The sequence below is a fragment of the Chromatiaceae bacterium genome, assembly GCA_016714645.1.
In the GTDB taxonomy this organism is placed as follows: Bacteria; Pseudomonadota; Gammaproteobacteria; order Chromatiales; family Chromatiaceae; genus M0108.
In genome coordinates this window covers 457,701-476,456 of sequence record JADKCI010000001.1, presented here as the reverse complement: position 1 = coordinate 476,456, position 18,756 = coordinate 457,701, and the positions used below count along the sequence as shown (strand labels likewise).

18 protein-coding genes are annotated in these 18,756 nt (G+C 64.9%); 7 read left to right on the top strand and 11 right to left on the bottom strand.

Translation table 11 applies throughout. The features are described 5' to 3' along the window. Positions 1–9: 9 nt before the first annotated feature. Genes IPN92_02245 through IPN92_02230 form a run of 4 tightly spaced genes read left to right on the top strand, consistent with a single transcriptional unit; the run spans position 10 to position 6,228 of the window. Positions 10–633, top strand: a complete 624-nt coding sequence (locus IPN92_02245; protein MBK8637138.1) for a hypothetical protein — start codon at positions 10–12, stop codon at positions 631–633. Next, positions 630–3,518, top strand: coding sequence for a DEAD/DEAH box helicase family protein (locus IPN92_02240; GenBank protein MBK8637137.1), 2,889 nt, complete (start codon positions 630–632; stop codon positions 3,516–3,518). Before IPN92_02245 ends, IPN92_02240 begins: the two co-directional genes overlap by 4 nt. Further along, complete coding sequence (gene pglZ / locus IPN92_02235) at positions 3,515–5,509, top strand: BREX-3 system phosphatase PglZ (protein MBK8637136.1); 1,995 nt, start codon at positions 3,515–3,517, stop codon at positions 5,507–5,509. The genes IPN92_02240 and pglZ overlap by 4 nt, the downstream gene beginning before the upstream one ends. Next, positions 5,506–6,228, top strand: coding sequence for a hypothetical protein (locus IPN92_02230; protein MBK8637135.1), 723 nt, complete (start codon positions 5,506–5,508; stop codon positions 6,226–6,228). Before pglZ ends, IPN92_02230 begins: the two co-directional genes overlap by 4 nt. A gap of 85 nt (positions 6,229–6,313) precedes the next feature. Here the strand turns inward: IPN92_02230 and IPN92_02225 are convergent, their stop codons facing one another. Genes IPN92_02225 through rsxA form a run of 7 tightly spaced genes read right to left on the bottom strand, consistent with a single transcriptional unit; the run spans position 6,314 to position 12,308 of the window. Then, positions 6,314–6,892 carry a hypothetical protein gene (locus tag IPN92_02225; protein ID MBK8637134.1) on the bottom strand — a complete coding sequence of 193 codons (579 nt, stop codon included), beginning with the start codon at positions 6,890–6,892 and terminating at the stop codon, positions 6,314–6,316. A 5-nt stretch (positions 6,893–6,897) separates the two neighbouring features. Next, a complete protein-coding gene (locus tag IPN92_02220; GenBank protein MBK8637133.1) occupies positions 6,898–7,608 on the bottom strand; it encodes an electron transport complex subunit E in 711 nt (236 codons plus the stop codon). A 22-nt stretch (positions 7,609–7,630) separates the two neighbouring features. Next, positions 7,631–8,305: an electron transport complex subunit RsxG gene (gene rsxG, locus IPN92_02215; protein MBK8637132.1), complete on the bottom strand. Its 675-nt coding sequence runs from the start codon at positions 8,303–8,305 to the stop codon at positions 7,631–7,633. Continuing rightward, positions 8,302–9,363 carry an electron transport complex subunit RsxD gene (gene rsxD, locus IPN92_02210; GenBank protein MBK8637131.1) on the bottom strand — a complete coding sequence of 354 codons (1,062 nt, stop codon included), beginning with the start codon at positions 9,361–9,363 and terminating at the stop codon, positions 8,302–8,304. Before rsxD ends, rsxG begins: the two co-directional genes overlap by 4 nt. Positions 9,364–9,369: 6 nt before the next feature. Further along, positions 9,370–11,100, bottom strand: coding sequence for an electron transport complex subunit RsxC (gene rsxC, locus IPN92_02205; GenBank protein ID MBK8637130.1), 1,731 nt, complete (start codon positions 11,098–11,100; stop codon positions 9,370–9,372). 32 nt (positions 11,101–11,132) lie between these two features. After that, positions 11,133–11,684 (bottom strand): electron transport complex subunit RsxB, encoded by a 552-nt coding sequence (gene rsxB / locus IPN92_02200; protein MBK8637129.1) that lies wholly within the window; start codon positions 11,682–11,684, stop codon positions 11,133–11,135. Between the two features lie 42 nt (positions 11,685–11,726). Beyond that, the gene (gene rsxA / locus IPN92_02195; GenBank protein MBK8637128.1) at positions 11,727–12,308 is read right to left on the bottom strand and encodes an electron transport complex subunit RsxA; all 582 of its coding nucleotides are present in this window, start codon (positions 12,306–12,308) and stop codon (positions 11,727–11,729) included. Positions 12,309–12,718: 410 nt separating this feature from the next. Here rsxA and IPN92_02190 point away from each other — a divergent pair, with 410 nt between their 5' ends. Both IPN92_02190 and IPN92_02185 read left to right on the top strand, forming a co-directional pair. Next, complete coding sequence (locus IPN92_02190; GenBank protein MBK8637127.1) at positions 12,719–13,858, top strand: DUF1343 domain-containing protein; 1,140 nt, start codon at positions 12,719–12,721, stop codon at positions 13,856–13,858. Between the two features lie 20 nt (positions 13,859–13,878). Continuing rightward, positions 13,879–14,133, top strand: coding sequence for a CDGSH iron-sulfur domain-containing protein (locus IPN92_02185; GenBank protein ID MBK8637126.1), 255 nt, complete (start codon positions 13,879–13,881; stop codon positions 14,131–14,133). A gap of 3 nt (positions 14,134–14,136) precedes the next feature. Here the strand turns inward: IPN92_02185 and IPN92_02180 are convergent, their stop codons facing one another. Continuing rightward, positions 14,137–14,955: a ferredoxin--NADP reductase gene (locus IPN92_02180; GenBank protein ID MBK8637125.1), complete on the bottom strand. Its 819-nt coding sequence runs from the start codon at positions 14,953–14,955 to the stop codon at positions 14,137–14,139. A 110-nt stretch (positions 14,956–15,065) separates the two neighbouring features. Continuing rightward, positions 15,066–15,530 carry a hemerythrin domain-containing protein gene (locus IPN92_02175; GenBank protein MBK8637124.1) on the bottom strand — a complete coding sequence of 155 codons (465 nt, stop codon included), beginning with the start codon at positions 15,528–15,530 and terminating at the stop codon, positions 15,066–15,068. Between the two features lie 339 nt (positions 15,531–15,869). Between IPN92_02175 and IPN92_02170 the strand changes: the two genes are divergently transcribed. Then, positions 15,870–16,208, top strand: a complete 339-nt coding sequence (locus tag IPN92_02170; protein MBK8637123.1) for a hypothetical protein — start codon at positions 15,870–15,872, stop codon at positions 16,206–16,208. A gap of 116 nt (positions 16,209–16,324) precedes the next feature. Here IPN92_02170 and IPN92_02165 read toward each other — a convergent pair whose 3' ends face one another. Further along, positions 16,325–16,768 (bottom strand): hypothetical protein, encoded by a 444-nt coding sequence (locus tag IPN92_02165; GenBank protein MBK8637122.1) that lies wholly within the window; start codon positions 16,766–16,768, stop codon positions 16,325–16,327. 14 nt (positions 16,769–16,782) lie between these two features. Then, positions 16,783–18,747 carry a M48 family metallopeptidase gene (locus tag IPN92_02160; GenBank protein ID MBK8637121.1) on the bottom strand — a complete coding sequence of 655 codons (1,965 nt, stop codon included), beginning with the start codon at positions 18,745–18,747 and terminating at the stop codon, positions 16,783–16,785. Positions 18,748–18,756: the final 9 nt, after the last annotated feature.

Below are 18,756 nucleotides of genomic sequence, written 5' to 3'. Positions count from 1 at the left end.
ACCGCAGGGGTGAAGGACCTGTTGGTCTACACGGCGGACGCGGATGCCCAGGCGTTCATGCGGGCGGTGCTCGATCGGCCAAGGGCACTGGGCATTCGACGCATCGAGTTCCATATCGAGCGCCATCCCCAGCGCGACGCCGGCATGGTCCAGAGCGGTGCCGAGCTGGCCCGGATGATGAAGGGCGGCTTCCACAGGGCCTTGCTAATGTGGGACTTCGCCGGCTGCGGTCGCGAACACCGCATGTCGGCGCAGGCCCTGGAGGCGGAGGTCCAAAGCCGACTCAACAACTATTCCTGGTCCGGTAAGAGCGCCGTGACGGTGTTGGTGCCGGAGGTTGAGGTCTGGCTCTGGCACTGCGCGCCGACGCTCGCCGTGCACTTGGGGGTATCCGTTGACGAGATCGACGGCGGGTTGCAGGCGTTCGCGGGGAAGCAGGGCCAGGCCCTGGAGACCTTGAAACGGGAGCAGCCCAAGGAGCTGTTCGAGCACCTGATGTACGAGAGGCTGCGGCGGACCATCTCCCCGCGGGACTTCGAGGAGATCGGCCAGAAGGCCAGCATTAGGCGCCTGCGGGACTGTCCCTCGTTCGACCGAATTGCCGGGATATTGCAGGGCTGGTTTCCACCATGAGCACGCCGGCTGTCGGCGACTGGGTTCGTCACACCCGGCACGCAACGCCTTGCCGGATCATCGAGCATCAAGCCATCTGGGGCGAGACGGTCTTCCGGGTCTGGCTCCCGACCAAGGACGCCATCGTCCGCGCCCGGGCGTCTGACCTGGCTCCCCTGCCGGGGCTGCGCCTGACAACGCAAGAGATCCTGCACACGGCGGCAGCGGCCAAGCTCCTGGACGCCCTGGAAGACAACCTGCTGCTGGCCCCGATCCAGTCGAGTGTCGTCCCACTACCCCACCAGCTCTTCGCCCTGAACCGGGCCATGAGTGGGGATCGCATCCGCTATCTGCTGGCGGACGAGGTGGGCCTGGGCAAGACCATCGAGGCCGGTCTGGTGGTGCGCGAGCTGAAGCTGCGCGGCATGGCCCGGCGCATCCTGGTGGTTGCCCCCAAGGGCCTGGTGCGCCAGTGGCAGGCCGAGATGCGACTGCATTTCGGCGAGCGGTTCCGCTTGATCGATCCGGCGGAGCTGGCCGCGTTTCGCTCCTTCGCCTCGCCTCTCGCGGCGGGAGATGCGCCGGGGGCGAGAGGGGATCAGGAGAACCTCTGGCAGATCCACGACCAGGTGATCTGTTCGCTGGATTCCGTCAAGCCGCTGGAAGGCCGGCGGGGCTGGTCCAGCGAGCAGTTGGCCACCTACAACCGGGAACGCTTCGAGGATCTGGTCTCGGCCTCCTGGGATCTGGTAATCGTGGACGAGTCCCACCGCCTGGGGGGCAGCACGGACCAAGTCGCCCGCTACAAGCTCGGGGCAGCGCTGGCCGAGGCGGCGCCTTATCTCTTGCTGCTGTCGGCGACACCCCATCAGGGCAAGACCGACCACTTCCTGCGACTGATGCAGCTCCTCGACCGGGAGTTGTTCCCGGACGAGGGCAGTGTCACTCGGGATCGGGTGCGGCCGTTCGTGATCCGCACCGAGAAGCGCGACGCCATCGACGCGGACGGCCAGCCCCTGTTCAAGCCGCGGATGACCCGGCTCCAGGCGGTCGCCTGGCAACCGCGGCACGCGGCCCAGCGGCGCCTGTACGAGGCGGTCACCGACTATGTGCGCCACGGCTGGAACCAGGCCATGGCCGAGAAGCAGCGCCATGTCGGGTTCCTGATGATCCTGATGCAACGGCTGGTGACATCGAGCACGGCCGCGATCCGCACCACGCTGGAGAAGCGGGCGGCCCTGCTGGAGACACCCCAGCCCCAGGCATCGCTGTTCGACAGCTCGGACTTCGACGACTGGGGCGAGCTGGACGGCCAGTCCCAGGCAGACATCGCGGTGCAAACGCTCGCCGGGACCCAGGATGGGCTGGCGCGGGAGCAAGCGGAGGTGTCCGTGCTCCTCGACCTGGCCCGGGAGACGGAGGCCACCGGTACCGACGCCAAGGCCGAGGCCCTGCTGGAGCTGATCTACCGACTCCAGCAGGAGGAGGCCGACCCGTTGCTCAAGGTGCTGGTCTTCACCGAGTTCATACCGACCCAGCGGATGCTGGCGGACTACCTGGAAGATCGCGGTTTCACGGTCGCCCTGCTGAACGGGTCCATGGACCTGGACGCCCGGGCGCAGGCCCAGCAGGCATTCTCCCGGGAGATGCGGATCTTGGTCTCGACGGACGCCGGCGGCGAGGGCCTGAACCTCCAGTTCTGCCACGTCGTGGTCAACTTCGACATGCCCTGGAACCCGATGCGCCTGGAGCAGCGGATCGGCCGTGTGGACCGCATCGGCCAGCGCCATGTGGTGCGCGCGACCAACTTCGCCCTGGAGGACACGGTGGAATACCGCGTGCGCCAGGTGTTGGAGGAAAAACTCAGGGTCATCGCCAACGAATTTGGCGCCGACAAGATCGCGGACGTGATGGACTCGGTGGAAGCGGAGTCCCTATTCGACGCGCTGTTCGTCCACGGGATCGCGGACCCGGCATCCATAGACCGGGAGTGCGACGCCGTGCTGGGCCAGCTCCGGCAGACGATGGCGGAGGCGCAGAAGGACAACGCCTTGCTGTCCGAGGGGCAGCGCTTCTCGGCGGACGACGCCCGCCGGTGGCGCGATCATCCGGCGCAGTTCTGGTTGGAGCGGGCGGTCACTACCGGGCTGCCCTCAAGGGGCGGCGAAGCCTCCCGGGAGGGGGCGGCCTGGCGGATTCGCTGGCAGGACGGCAGCACATCGGCCCCGGCATGCTTCGATGCCCGCACGGCAGAGGAACACCCGGAGTTCGAGTGGGTGACCCTGGAAGACCCCCGCGCCCGCGCCCTGATCGGTGGTCGGTCGGGCGAGCTGCCTCGCTGCGTCCCGGGTCAGCCCGTGCCCCAGGTGCGGGTCACCGGTCTGCCGGGCACGGTGACCGGTATCTGGTCCCTGTGGGAAGTCGCGTTATCGGCGGAAGGGTTCAACCGCAGGCGCTTCCTGCCGGTGTTCGTCGCCGACGATGGCCGGACCTTCATGCCCACGGCCAGGCGCATCTGGGATCTCCTGCTCACGGAACAGGTCGATGTGCTGGATTCCCACGCCAGCGAGGATGCCGGCGGCTGGTTCGACCTGTCCAGGGCCGCCGCCGGCACCCAAGGCGAACCGATCATTGCAGCGTTGATGGACGAGCACCAGAGAAGGCTGGACGAGGCCCGGGAACGCGCTCGCTACGCCTTCGATGCCCGCCACCAGGCGATTGGCCGGATCGGCCTGCCGGCCGTGCGGGCCTACCGCCGCCGACGCCTCGAACAGGACCATGCGCAGCGAATGGCGTCCCTCGACGCCGCGCAGGACTGCCTACCCGACCTCAACGCGGTGATGCTGCTGCGCTTCGGTGCGGGGCCAGACGCCGCCACGTCAGGGCCGGGAGGGGGCAGACCATGAGCGCGTGGATCGAGCGCATCCTCAGCGAGTTTCCATCGGACCTCGCGCGGTTGTGGATCGTCGCAGACCCCGATGATGTCCTGCTGGACGAGCAAATCCTGTCAGCGCTTCGCAGTCGCGGGTTCGAGGTCCTGCCCTTCGAGGACCCCATCGCCTTTCGCGCCGACTTCGAGGAACGCTACCGCCAGGCATGGGACCGCGGCGAGCCGGGGCCCGCCAAGGCCCTGGTCCTGCATCTGCGATCCGCCGAACCGGACGCCCTGCCCTGGGACTACCTCCGCCAGGCGCGGACCGTCCATTTGAGCTTGGCGAACCTGTTTCCGCGGTTGAGCTACGGCGTGGTCCGCCAGCTTGCCGCCGAGCACCGGGGCAGCCTGTTCAAGGCGCAGGCCAAGCATGCGTCCCAGACCCTGGGCGAGACCGCGACCAAGGACTTCATCCTGACCCATATCTTCCGCATCGGCCCGCACCTGATCTCGCGGGCCGAAGACCTGTGGCGAGAGCTGTTGCGGCTGCACGGCCAGGACGCCGCCCTGCCGGCCCTACTGGCGGACCATGTGGCGGGAATCCTGCAAGCACTGCCCCGGTTCAAAGGGCTTCCCATCAGGGGGCTGCTCACCTCGAAAGGCACAATGCTACGGGTCGTACAGGACGCCTGGGAAAGGTTCCTGAATGCGGGCACACGGATCGCGGAGCCGTTGTCCGACCCTGCCCCGGTTGGGGACCCGGTGCATATCGAGATTCCCTTCGACCACCCCGACATCCGCGGCCTCGTCGCCGCCATGTTCCTGGACGGGACTCTCCACCCCCTGGCCGTGGGGTCCATGCCGACCGATCTGCCGGACTGGATGACCGTGGGGATCGTCAAGGACCCCGCGGCCCTGCGCAACCTGGTGCAGGATGGCCTCCGGTCGCTGATCGACACCATGCCGACCGCCGATTCCAGCTATCGGGACTGGGGCGCCTTCGCGAAGCGCTTCGGCGAGATCCTGTCCCGCTTCCACGGCCTCGATCCCGTCCGCGCCCAAGGTCTGCGCGACACCCTCCAGGAGGTGCAGCGCCTCTCCGATGTCGGCCTGATCGCCTGGGTCGGCAAGCGCTACTCGGACCTTGCGTCCCTGCCGGCCGCGACCGCACCGGTCATGGTCCACCAGATCCCGCGCTTCCTGGCCATGCGACACAGCCCGGACGCAGCGAAGGTCGCGCTCCTGGTGTTCGATGGGCTGGCCATCGACCAGTGGGTGCAGATGCGGGAGCACGTCATCCAGCAAGACCCGAGGCTGGTGTTCGATGAGGAGACCTGCTTTGCCTGGATTCCCACCCTGACCACCGTCTCGCGTCAGGCCCTGTTCGCCGGCCTGAAGCCGCGAGAGTTTGCGGAGTCGATTGAGTCCACCAGTCGCGAGCCGGCGCTGTGGTCGCGGTTCTGGCAGGACCAGGGCCTGCGGGCCAACGAGGTCTTCTACTGCAAGGGCATTCGGGATATCGGTCAGCTCGCAGCCCTGGGGATCGACCTGTCGAACGCCAAGCTCCGCGTTGCGGGGATCGTCGTCGATACCATCGACGAAATCGTCCACGGGGCCGTACTGGGTAAACGCGGGATCGCGAGTCAGATCGACAGTTGGTGTGACACCCGCTTCGTGGCCAAGCTGTTTGCGCTGCTCCTCGACCAAGGCTTCCAGGTCTATCTGACCGCCGACCACGGCAACTGCGAGGCCGTCGGCACCGGACGGCCGAACCAGGGGGTGATCGCGGAAACCCGCGGCGAACGGGTCCGGGTGTACCGCAGCGAACTGTTACGGGCAGACTCGGCACAGCAGTTCCCGGGGACCACCTGCCTGGACTTTCCAGCGCTACCGCCTGACTTCCTCCCCTTGTTCGCCGCCGGGCGGACGGCCTTCGCCGTCCAGGGCGAGGCGCTGGTGGCCCATGGTGGAATCTCGATCGAGGAGCTGATCGTCCCCTTCGTCAAAGTGAGTAGCTCACCTTGAGCAACCCCCCAGCCGCCAGGCCCCAGATCGGCTTTGATCGCTTCATCCCGCTGGACTGGGCGGCCTGCGCGCTCAGGGTCCGCGCAGGGACCGAGGAACCCGACGCGCTTGAAGCCTTATTGCTGGCAGCCGGCCTCGGGGCACCGTCCAGGAAGAAGAGCCGCAGCGTACTGAAGGGCTTGTGGATAGCCCCGCCCTGGGACCTGGCCGCCTTTGCGGATCGGGGTATCGAGCTATGGAAGGGGGACCAGGAGGTACCTATCCAAGCTCTGTGCTGGGGGATGGCCATCGCCACCTATCCCTTCTTCGGCAAGGTCGCCGAATTGATCGGCCGTCTAACGGCCATCCAAGGCGACTGCACCGCCGCGGAGATCCACCGACGCATGGCCGAGACCTACGGGGAGCGCGAGGGGACCCGCCGCGCCACCAATCGGGTCATCCAGACTCAGGCGGACTGGTCCGCCTGCGAGCGCCTGGACAAGGCCCGGCGCGTCGTCCGGCAGCCACCCCTGGCCATCTCCCACGACGGACTGACCGCCTGGCTCGTCGAGGCGCTGATCCGGTACACCGGGAAGCCCCTGTCAGTGACATCGATCCAATCGTCCGCGGTGCTCTACCCGTTTCGGCTGGATCGGTCACTCACCTTCGTGATTTCCAGGAGCCCCGCCCTCGAACTACGCGCCGAAGGGTCCGGATCATCCCTCGTCGCGATCAAGTAGCTAAAGTGGAATCCGATGACCAGACAGGGGCTTAAGCTAGCGGCCCTATCTCAGGGGGTTGGATAGAGCTAGCGCCAGAGGGTTATTAGTAATCGCTGCCGTGGTTATCCGGCTCATCGAGGTCCAATTGGGCAATCTCGGTCCACTGCCCCGGCAGGGCATCCATGGCGGAACCCACGACGCCGTCGATCACCGGCGCCAGCAGGCTGTAACCCACCCGCCAGCGCCCCGCCCCGACCTGCACGGACGCGGATTTGACGTTGAGCTTGACGACCTGGCCAAACCGCTCTTGGCCGTGGCGGTCCTTGAAGGCCACGCGATCGCCAACCCTGAGGCTGTTACGGTCCAGCGCCTGGCGCTTGCGCGCGGCGATCGCCACGTCCTCGCCTTCCAGGTCGATCAGGTAGAAGGGGATGGTCCAGGGCTTGCCATCGGCAATGTTCTGGACCTCCGCCCGGGTTCGGTTGATCCGCAGAAGTTTAGCCTCCACCAGCCGGTTCGCGTCGCGGTCGAACCAACGTAGGGTCTGACCGACCATCAGGGCCCGCTTCACCGCCGCGATGCGCGCCGGGTCATCGAGCTGGTTGCCGATGGCGGAGTTTAGGCGATAAAGCTCGAACAGACTGGCGCGACCCAACTCCTCGAGGATGAGGTTGTAGTTCATCGCCCCTAGGTCGCGGGGGCCGGATGATCCGTGGCCTTACCTGCGGACTGGCGGTCATCGGGAGTCGCGGCGCCGGGCACCCGGGCGGACGCCCGGCGCCGGGCCATGGCCTTGTCGAGGATATTCTTGAGCGCGATCAGGAAGCCGAGGGTAATGAAGGCCCCCGGGGGCAGAATGGCGAGCAGGGCGCCATGAAAGTCCGGGCCCAGGGATAAGGAGAGGACGCGAGCGCCTTCGCCGAAGAGGATGTCCGCCTGATAGAAGAGGGTGCCCTGGGCCAGAAATTCACGAATGCCGCCCAGCACTGTCAGGACCAGGCTGTAGCCCAGGCCCATGGCAAGACCATCCACCACGGCGGGAAAAACCGGGTTGCGGGAGGCGAAAGACTCGGCGCGGCCGACAATCATGCAGTTGGTGACGATCAGGGGGATGAAGATCCCCAGGGTGCGGGAAAGCTCGTAAAAATTGGCCTGCATGACCAGTTCGACGGCGGTGACGAAGGAGGCGATCACCAGAACGAAGACCGGCAGCCGGATCTCCGGGCGCATCAGATTACGGATCAGGGAGATGACCAGGTTGGAGAGCACCAGCACGGTGGTGGTGGCCAAGCCCATGCCCAAGCCATTGGTCGCCGAAGTCGTCGTGGCCAGCAAGGGGCAGAGGCCGAGGAGGGCCACCAGGGCCTGGTTCTGACGCCACAAGCCATCACCGATGATGGCGGGATAGCGGGGCTGGCCATCAGGAAGCCTCCTTCGATCCGGGGGCCGGGGCTATTTCGGCGGGTTTGGCGAAGAGGGCATCGCCCTCGCGGGCCACATACTTGAGGGTATTCTTGACCGTCTTGACAATGGACCGGGGGGTGATGGTGGCGCCCGTGAACTGGTCGAAGTCGCCGCCGTCGCGCTTCACCAGCCAGCGATTCTCGGCCGGTTGGCCAAGGCCCTTCCCGTCGAACTGCACCTTGATCCAGTCGCTTTTACGTTCTTCGATCTTGTCACCCAACCCTGGGGTCTCGTGGTGGTCGAGGACCCGGACCCCGCCCAGGGTGCCATCGGTCTTGACCGCCACCAGCAGCCGGATGGGCCCGGCATAGCCATCGGGTACGATGGGATTAAGGATGAGCGCCACCGGCTCACCGCCCTGGCGGATCCGATAAACATCCGTGGTGGTGGCCCCGAGCAGGTCCGGGGCGCTGACCTGGATGCGGTCAGCCAGGGGGTCATTATCCATGAGGGGCGCCTCGGTGCCCGGGACCGTCGGCAGGATGGCGGCGAATTTGGCCAACATGGCCTCGCGCAGATTGACGGCGATACGCTCTTCGGTCAGGTAATTGGTGACGACCACCAGACCGACGCCAGCGATAGCAAAGGCGCCGAGGATGGCCCCGGCGCCGAGGATAGGCTTGGTATTCATGTCTTTTCCCTCCGGCCATGGCCGAAGACGCGGGGCTGAGTGTAGTAATCGATGGTGGGGGCGGCGATGTTCATGAGCAAGACCGCGAAGGCCACGGCGTCCGGATAGCCGCCCCAGTGGCGGATGGCCAGAATAATGAGGCCGATAGCGGCGCCATAGACGAGTTGGCCCCGGGGGGTGGTACAGGCGGTGACCGGGTCGGTGGCGATGAAAAAGGCCCCCAGGATGGTGCCGCCAGCGAAGATGTGAAAGGCCGGAAAGGGGAAGGCCTGAGGGTCCACCAGCCAGAACATCCCGGCGGGAATGAGTAGGCCCGCCAGCACGGCCACCGGGATGCGCCAGGTGATGACGCCGCGCCAGATCATGTAGAGCCCCCCCAGCAGGAACCAGTTGCCAATCCATTCCCAGCCACGCCCGCCGTATTCCCCCCACAGGGGGCTGGCGAGGATCTCGGGGATGGTGGCGTTTTGGTCGAGCTTGGAGAACATCTCGTCCAGGGGCGTGGCCGCGCTCATGGCATCCCAGGCCACATGGGGCGGTAGGGCCCCCGTAAAAATAAGCCGGGCGGAATCCAGGAAGGAGAGGGTGACCAGATGATGGGCCTCCAGAATTTCCGGAATGTTGGGCGCCAACCAGGTCGTCATCGCCAGGGGATAGGACACGAGCAGGAAGACGTAGCCCGCCATGGCGGGGTTAAAGGGGTTGTAGCCCAGCCCCCCATACAACTGCTTGACGACGATGATGGCGAAAACGATGCCGATCAGGGTCATCCACCAGGGCAGGGTGGGGGGTACGGCGACGGCGAAGAGCAGGGCCGTAACCAGGGCGCTGAGGTCGCCGATGGCCGGCAACACGGGACGCCCCCGCAGTTTCATGGCCAGGGCCTCGCAAGCCAGGGCAAAGAAGCTGGCCAAGGCCATGTTAATGAGGACACCCCAGCCGAAGTACCAGACCATGGCCAGGGTACCTGGGATCAGGGCCAGGATGACCTGGAGCATGACCTGGTCGGTACGGTTGAGGCGCCCGGCGAAGGGCGAGGAGACGATAGCGGTCGGCATCATGCTTTATTCCCGCGGCCGCGCCGCATCTTCCGCCGCTTGCAGCTCGCTACGGCGGACCTCGGCGGCCTCCACCTGACGCTGCTGGGCCGGGGCCAGGTTCTCGGTGTTTTTGGGCGCCAGACCCTGACTGGCCAGGGCCGCCTTCTTTTCCGCCGCGCGCTTGAGGGCGGCGGCAATGGCGGCCTTCTTCGGGTCCTCGGCGACGGCAGCCGGGGCCAGGGCCCCCACCACGGGGGCCCCGGGGGGCGGGGGCGGCGCCTTGTCCGCCAGGCCCTCCTTCTTCTTGCGGAGATTGGCCTTGCGCTCCTGTTCCAACCGCTCCAGCCGCGCCTCCTTGGCCTCATGGCGTTGGCGGGCATGCTCGGCCTGGCGTTTCTCCTGGTCCCGCGCCAGGCATTCGTTCTTGGCGAAGCGATAGTATTGAACCAGCGGGATATGGGAGGGACAGACCACGGCGCAACAGCCGCACTCGATACAATCGAAGAGATTGTAGTCGCGCACCTTGTCCAGATCCCGGGCCCGGGCGTGCCAGTACAACTGCTGCGGAAGCAGGCTGACGGGGCAGGCCTCGGCGCAGGCGCCACAGCGGATGCAGGCCAGGGCCGGCCCGGGGTCCGGGGCCTCGTCGGGAGTCAGGGCGAGGAGACAGTTGACGGCCTTGGTCACAGGGATGTCCAGGTCATCACAGGCAAAACCCATCATGGGGCCGCCGATGAGCAAGCGCCGCAACCGGGGGCTCAGGCCGCCGGCCTGTTCGATGAGTTCCCGGATGGGGACGCCGATGGGCACCTCCAGATTGCGCGGCTGACCCAGACCGCGCCCCGTCAGGGTGACGATGCGCGAGATGAGGGGCTTGCCGTCGAAGGCGGCGTCGGCGATGGCGGCGACGGTGGCGATGTTCTGGCAGACGATGCCGATCTGGGCGGGGATACCCCGGCTGGGCACCTCCTGGCCGGTGAGGATGCGGATGAGCTGCTTTTCTCCCCCCGAGGGATAGAGGGTGGGGATGGCGATGATTTCGATACCCGCCGCGTCGCCATCCGTCACGAGGGCCTGGCGCAGGGCCAGGATGGCCTCGGGTTTATTGTCCTCGACCGCGATCAGGCACGCCTCAACCCCCAGCAGGTCCCGTAGCAGACGGGCGCCCTGGAGGATGCGTTCGGGCCTGTCCCGCATCAGGCGATCGTCACAACTGATGTAGGGCTCGCACTCGGCGCCGTTCAGGATCAGGGTCCGGACGCGGATACCGGGCGCCGGGGTCAGCTTGACGCTGCTGGGAAAGGCGGCGCCGCCCAGGCCGACGATGCCCGCCCAGCGGATACGCTCGCGCAGGGCCTCCGGGTCGGGTCTGGCGGAGAGCGGCGGCGGCAGCTCGGCCCAGGCGTCCTCGTCATCGGTCTCGATCAGGATGCAGGGGGCGCTCATGCCGGAGGCATGGGGGACCGGGCGTTCCTCGATGGCGATCACGGTCCCGGAACTGGAGGCATGGATCGTCGCGCTCAGCCGGCCCTGCGCCTCGCCGATCAACTGCCCCTTGAGGACCCGGTCGCCGACCGCGACCACCGGCTTGGCCGGGGCGCCAATGTGCTGACGCAAGGGGATGATGAGCCGCCGGGGCAGGGGGGCGCTCGCCAGGGGGGCATGATTCGACAGCGCCTTCTCGTCCGGCAGGTGCAAGCCCCCGGGGAAGGTCCAGAGTTGGCGTTGACCGGCGCCGAGCCGGTAGGGGGGCAGGGCTGAATCCAAACTAGGGGCCTCTTGTCGGTTCAGGCAGCGGCCCGTTCGGACGGGCGCTCCGGATAGGGCCACCTCCAGTTACTGGTTTCGGCCGGGATGGGGATCATGTGGATGCACTCCACGGGGCAGGGCTTGAGACAGAGTTCGCAGCCGGTGCATTCGCTGGCGATGATGACGTGCAACTGCTTGGCGGCGCCCATGATGGCATCGACGGGGCAGGCCTGAATGCAGAGGGTGCAGCCGATACACTCCTGTTCATCGATCACCGCGACGGCCTTGGGCTTTTCGGGACCGGCGTCGGACAGGGGCTCCGGATCGCGGCCAAGAAGATCCGCCAGGGCGATGACCGTTGTCGTGCCGCCGGGCACGCACTTGTTGATGGCCTCCTCCCCCTTGGCGATGGCCTCGGCATAGGGCTTGCAGCCGGGATAGCCGCATTGGCCGCACTGGGTCTGGGGCAGCAAGGCATCGATCCGCTCGGCGAGGGGGTCGCCCTCGACCTTGAAGCGGATCGCCGAATAGCCCAGCAGCAGCCCAAAGAGGACGGCGAGAAAGGCGATGGCAAGGATGGCGGTCAGCATGGCGATGCCGAGACGGCTCCAGTTAGGACTGAATCAGGGGCCTTAGGCGGACACGAGTCCGGCGAAGCCCATGAAGGCGAGGGACATGATGCCCGCCGTCACCAGGGCGATGGCACTGCCCTGGAAGGGCTCGGGCACGTCGGCCACGGCGATGCGCTCGCGCAGGGCGGCGAAGAGGACCAGGACCAGGGAAAAGCCCAATGCCGCGCCAAAGCCGTAAATAGCCGACGCCATCAGGCCAAGTCCGGCCTGGAGGTTGAGCAGGGTCACGGCGAGCACGGCGCAGTTGACGGTGATGAGGGGCAGGAAGATGCCCAGGACCTGGTACAGCACCGGGCTGGTCTTGCGCATCACCGTCTCGGTGAACTGGACCACCGAGGCGATGACCAGGATAAAGGCAATCGTCCGGAGGTACTCGATGCCCAGCGGCGCCAGCAGGTACTCGTTCACCAACCAGGTGCAGATGGCGGACAGGGTCAGGACGAAGGTCGTCGCCATGCCCATGCCGATGGCCGTCTCGGTCTTTTTGGATACCCCCATGAAGGGGCAGAGGCCAAGAAATTTGACCAGCACAAAATTGTTGACCAGCACGGTGCCAACCAGAATCAGGGCGTATTCAGTCATGGCGTTCCAGGATTTTTCATCGAAAGGGACGGGGTTGACGGCAGGCAGGCCAGCGCCAGGCACTTGGATACGCAAGTGTAGGCAGGGAAACAGCAGGCCCCTGAACACCGCGACGGATGCGTGGCTTGGCTAACATGATACAAGATGACGCTCTGGCTGGATGTTGATTATTGTCAGGGGCCACGACTTGAGCCCCAGGGCTTGACGTGGGCGGCGACATACTGGAATCTCTCGTCCCACCCCTAAGTGGTGCCCCTGTTGCGGCGCATCAAGCCGTCAGCCCTTTGGGAAATTTCCCGCGCATTTGTTTCCGATTGACGTCACCAACGATAAGGAACCTCGCCCCCGTGCAACCCGGCATCTCGGTTCTCCTCGCCAGCCCCCGCCTGAAGGCCCTGCGTGGCCGGCGTTTGGCCCTGCTGGGGCATCCGGCGTCCGTGACGACCGCGGGCCAGCCGAGTCTGGATGCCCTGATGGCGACGCCCGGACTGGCCATCACCGCCGCCTTCGGTCCCCAGCATGGCATGCGCGGCGACAAGCAGGACAACATGGTCGAGACCCAGGACTATCGTGACCCGGTCCACGGCATCCCGGTCTTCAGTCTCTATGGCGAGGTGCGCCGGCCGACCGCCGCCATGCTGGAGACGTTCGATCTCCTGCTGGTGGACCTTCAGGACATCGGCACCCGCATTTACACCTTCGTCACCACCCTGACCTACCTACTGGAGGCCTGCGCCAGGGCCGGCAAGGCGGTCTGGGTGCTGGACCGGCCCAATCCCGCCGGCCGGCCCATCGAGGGAACGATTCTGGAGCCGGGCTGGGAGAGCTTCGTCGGTGCCGCGCCGCTCATCATGCGCCATGGACTCACCTTCGGCGAACTGGCGCGCTGGCTGGTGGCGCGGTTGGGCCTGGATGTCGAACTGGAAATCGTGGCCATGACCGGCTACCAGATGGATGAAGGGCCGGGATTCGGCTGGCCCCTGCACCAGGGACCCTGGATCAACCCCAGCCCCAATGCCTCCAGCCTCAACATGGCGCGCTGCTTCCCGGGCACCGTGCTCTTCGAGGGTAGCAGCCTGTCCGAGGGCCGGGGGACCACGGTTGCCCTGGAACTGGTGGGGGCGCCGGACATCGACAGCCACCGGCTGCTCGCGCGCATGGCGGCCCTGCGCCCGGAATGGCTGGAGGGCGCCCTGTTGCGTCCCTGTTACTTCGAGCCCACCTTTCACAAACACGCCGGTCGGCTCTGCTCTGGCCTCCAGATCCATACCGACCTGGCGAGCTATGATCACGCCCGCTTCCGGCCTTACCGGCTGGCGGCCCTCTTCCTCAAGGCCGTGCGCCTCACCTATCCGGATTACCCCCTGTGGCGTGACTTTCCCTACGAGTACGAGACCGAACGCCTGGCCATCGACCTCCTGGCGGGCGGCACCCTGCTGCGCGACTGGGTTGACGACCCCCAGGCCGTTCCCGCCGACCTGGAGAGCCGGCTCCTCGCCGACGAGGCCGCCTGGCGCGAGGAACGCGCCCCCTTCCTTCTGTACGACTGACCAACCATGAGGCAAATGCCATGAAAGAGCCCAAGATCGCCGCCACCCAACCCGCCGCCGTCGAACTGAAGGGCGGCCAGACTATCTATTGGTGTACCTGCGGCCTCTCCGCCAACCAGCCTTATTGCGACGGCTCCCATACGGCATGCTTCAACCCCATGCCCTTTACGCCCCCGGCGGACGGAACCTACTACCTGTGCCAATGTAAGCGGACCGCCACCCCCCCTCTCTGTGATGGCACCCACACCCCATTAGCCACCAATCCTAAAGATTAGGCTTTACCAATATTTCTCGACATGAATCGTGCCCGGTTCCCGACCCCGCCAGGCCTGGAAACCCCTGGCTTCGAGGATACTGTTCACGGAGGACACCATGTCCGGGTTGCCGCACAGAAAGACATCGGCCAGGTTCGGATCAAGCGGGATGCCGGACTCCCGTTCCACCAGGCCCTGCTCCAGCAAGTTCTGGATCCTGCCGGTATGACCCTGAAAATGCGGGTCCTGATCCGGCCGCGTGATACTCGGGATGTAGGTGAAGTGGGGACATAACCGCATCAGGCTTTCGAGTTCGCCGCGGTAGCCAAGGTCCCAGCCAAAGCGAGCGCCGTGCAGGACGACAAACCGCCGGTCGGTTTCCCGCAACAGCAGGGTCCTGAGCATGGAGATGTAGGGCGCCAGCCCGGTCCCCGTGGCGATGAGAATGACCGCCTTGCCGGGCGGGACCCGGTCCAGGGTGAAGACCCCGCTGGCCTTGGGTCCCAGGAAGAGGCGGTCCCCAACCCGCAAGGCAAAGAGCCGGGGCGTTAGATCACCGCTGGTGACGAGGGTGATAATGAACTCCGCGTACTGACGCTCCCGGCTCGATGACGCCACGCTATAGGCGCGACGGATGATTTTATCCCCGGGGGGAATGACCTCTTCCGTGGCGGCCTCCGCGACCCGCGGTTCGCTGCCCAGCAAACCGAGCACGGCGAATTGGCCGGGTTTGAAATCAAAGAGAGTGGCTTCGGGCTGGACGCGGAGGATCAGAAGTTGTGGGTTAATTTCCTCCCGCCCGAAGACCCGGGCGTTGTAGGCGTGCTGGGGGCTGTTACTCATGGCCAGGCTGACCGTTCAGGATGTGGATAGGGTTCACGAAGCTCCGATGGGGGTGATCGGCAATGACCCGCCGAGTCATTGGGGCTGGCAATCCCGAGGAGAGGCGCGCGCTAAAGCCCCGCCGGAGGATCCTGGACGCGGGAATGGTGGCTGATACCGATCTCGGCCAGCCAGGGAAGCAACTCCTTGTTTTCACGGTCAATACGTTCTATGATCATGTTGAATATTTCCTGGCTATCGGCAATGAAGTCGCGTGGGAAGATGAAGTGGAAATTATTCAACCACTTGATGTAGTAGTCGGCGAAGCTCTGGCGGAGTGGATTCTCGCCGTTGATGAAACCCCAGGCTAGGGACTGCACCTTGGGGTCATCATGGATGAGCAGATAGGGATAAACATAGCGATCCGCCTCCCCAAGGTGCGCATGAATCTTGAAGCCCAGATCGCAGAGAACCTGATAAGCGGTCATGGCGTTCTGGCTCATTTCGAACATATCGGTAGCCATCAAGGACTGTAAATCCTCGATCATTTTCAGCAAGTCTTCCTGGCTTTTGCGGAAATGCTCTATGTCATACATGAGTCTTCCTCCTCGTTCTCATAGTAATTATCGATGCCGGGGGCGTTCGTTGACCCGACCCTTGCGGGCAGGACCAAGAGCGATATAACGACAACCCCTTATGCTAACATTCCATTTCCACGCGAAAATGTCAACATCATTCGGTAATAATTAGGATAGTCTTAAATAGCGCTTATCGAGGCGAGCCCCTGGACCCAGGTCTCCAGCGACCGTGGCACTCACATAAACATTTTCGACAGCGGAGCAATGAGTATTTCCACCCCCTCCGACGAACCATCCTCGAGAGAGATAGGTAATTATCCCCCAATCAACACTCAGGGTAAAACCCGGGAGAACCTCATGATCTGGTTATCGGCAATCATCATTATCCCGGTAGTCATAGGCTACATCACTTACAAATTAACATTAAATAAACTCGAAAAGGACCGATTTTACAGACATATAAATGGACTCGCGGAAGTTACGAATTCGGGCTCGCCGGGCATTGGCATGAATCAATACATCATCTGCCTTAAAAATGGCAAGGTTCATTATGAGTTTGGCTGGAACTGGATGAGCATCACTAAAAAAATCCCCCAGGATACGGATTGGATAGCAGGTTCCATCCTGGGTGACAAAAGAAAAATCATAGCCACCCTTGAAGAATTCGAAGCCGAGTGCAAAAAGAAAGAAGACTGAACCGGTTCATCCGGGAATAATTTACTGGTTAATTATTCCCGGCTAGGGGACCAGTTCCCCAACAATGACTTCCGCCGTTCGCTCCAGCATATCCTGAGTACTGCCGCCCTTGCCGGTCAAAAAATCATCCGTGGTGCCGGCGCCGCGCGAAACCGTTTCAACGGTAAACGAAAAGGGTTTTGATTTTTCCCCGTAACCCTTACCTCCGCGAGCAGGGTCGCGCTGCCCGCCAGACTGCCAAACCAGACCCGGCTTTCCCGTGGTACATCCTTGAGGGATTTAATGACCACGGCAACCGCTATATCACCGCCAGACTTGGCGATTAATTTCTTCTTATAAAGGAACTCGACCTCCAGGGAAAAATTAAGCTGTTTTTCCGCCTCCCCGGTCCCGGGGACTTCCGATTTAACATTAATAACAACCGATTTGAAAGCCGGGGGTTGACGCTCCCAGCCGTCAACCCGAGGGTCGCTGTACTGAACTTCCCGACTCGTGCCACATCCGCCCAGGAGACAAAGCGGCAGTAACAGACTAAGAATGATTGACCAAAGCAGCTTCATCGGCCAGGGTACCCTCAAGTAATTTGCAGACGAGGCGCGGGGATTTGCAGCGGTGGTATGGGGCAGTTCAGAACAGCCCCGATGGCGCGCAGCACCTCCAGTTCCGAAGGTACGACCTTCTCATCCGCCAGAATGACGGCCGCGCCGGCTTGCAACAACCGATGCTTGGCCTGGGGCCTCAGCGCCGTCAAACGCTCCAACGCCTGATCGATGGCGCGGTGATCGACAGACCGCTCTGCTTCCAGGGCCAGGGGTTGGGACAGACCGATGGCCTGGAGGGCGGCGGTCGAGGCCAGCCGGACGGCATCGCCCCTCTCCTGAATCCGGGCCAGTAGCGACAGGACGAGGGCGCAGTCGGCGCCGAGATCGGCGCATTCGGCCAGGGCCTTAGCCCCTTGCCGGCTCGTGTCGACCTCCGGTGTCAGGCCGGAGAGCAGGATACGGGACAGGCACCACTCGAAGAGCCTGACCCGCCCGTCGGCGGCGATCAAGACCTCCAGGGCCGTCCTGAAGCCCTGGGTCTGGGGTGCGGAGAGCTGGCGCAGCGCGGGCAGGGCCAGGTCCAGCAGGGGCAAGCGATGTTCGCGCCGGGTCGCCAGGACGGCGGGAAAGAGACGTTCGGTCTCCGCGCCCAGGCCCACATCGGCATGCCTGTCCAGATGAGCAATCTGGCGCTGGTGGATGGCGGCATCGCGATCCAGTAGCAGCGCAAAGACCAGGGCCTGGGCACCATAGGGTTCGCGCGCCGCCCAACGCAGGGCGGGGTGCAACTCGCCGATCAGGGCATGGGCGTAACGCAGATGGGTCTCGTCGGGCCGGCCGATCTGGGCAATGGCCGCCTGGGTCGCCTGGGCAAGACCCGTCACGACAGCGGCGGCCGGGAGTGTCCCCGTGGGGCTCGCGAGACCCGAGGCCAGGGACGGGTCCCGAGCCTGCGCGTCCGGCGGTGGTTCGGCTGCCTTCGGGGTCTCCTCGAAACGCCCGTTCCAGCCGGGTTCAAGGCGACGGATGCGCCTTTCCAGCGGCGGGTGGGTGGCGGCCAGACGCCCCAGGAAGGAGCTAACCCCCTGAGTGAAATAGGCGTGGCTCATCTCCGGGGCCCGGGGATGGACGAGCAGGCCCTCGTGGCTAGCCGCCCCGATACGCTTGAGGGCCCCGGCAATACCCTGGGGATTACGGGTGAACTGGACAGCGGAGGCATCCGCCAAAAACTCGCGCTGCCGGCTCACCGCGGCCTTGATGAGATTCGCGAAGAGGGTGCCGAAAGAGCCGGTCGCCACGAGCCCCGCTCCCACCAACATGAAGGCAAAGCTGTCACGCCCGCGTCGGCCCGCGCCCTGCCCACCGGCCTGGAACAGCCCCCGCCCGATCAGGCCAATGAGCAGAATCCCGTGCAGTAGGCCCGCCAGGCGGATATTCAACCGCATGTCGCCGTTGAGGATATGGCTGAATTCGTGGCCTATCACCCCTTGGAGCTGGTCACGGGACAGGCCGTCCACCGCCCCCTGGGTCAAGCCGATCACGGCATGGGCCGGGGTGAGACCGGCGGCAAAGGCGTTGATCCCGGCCTCCCCCTCCAACACATAAAGAGTCGGCACCGGAGTCCCCGAGGCGATGGCCATTTCCTCCACCAAATTCAGTACCCGGCGCGCCTTGGGATCATCCGTATCCGGGGCGATCAGGCGCCCGCCCAAGGCCTCCGCCACCGCGGCGCCGCCTCGTGACAGGACCACCATTTTATAGAGGCTGCCGGCGGCGATCACGAGGGTCACCAGGATGGCGAAGCCGGTGAAGGTCTGCCCATCAAAATCCATCCAGGTACCCATCGGATCGGCGGCGGTCACCGTCCCGAACAAGCCCAGGATGAACATCATCAAGAGGCTGGTAAGGACCACCAGGCCGGTGGCCCCCAGCCCGAAGAGCAGTAGCAGCCAGCCCGCGCGCCGCCGGGCCGAATCCTGAGCACCAAAGAAATCCATGGGCCGTGA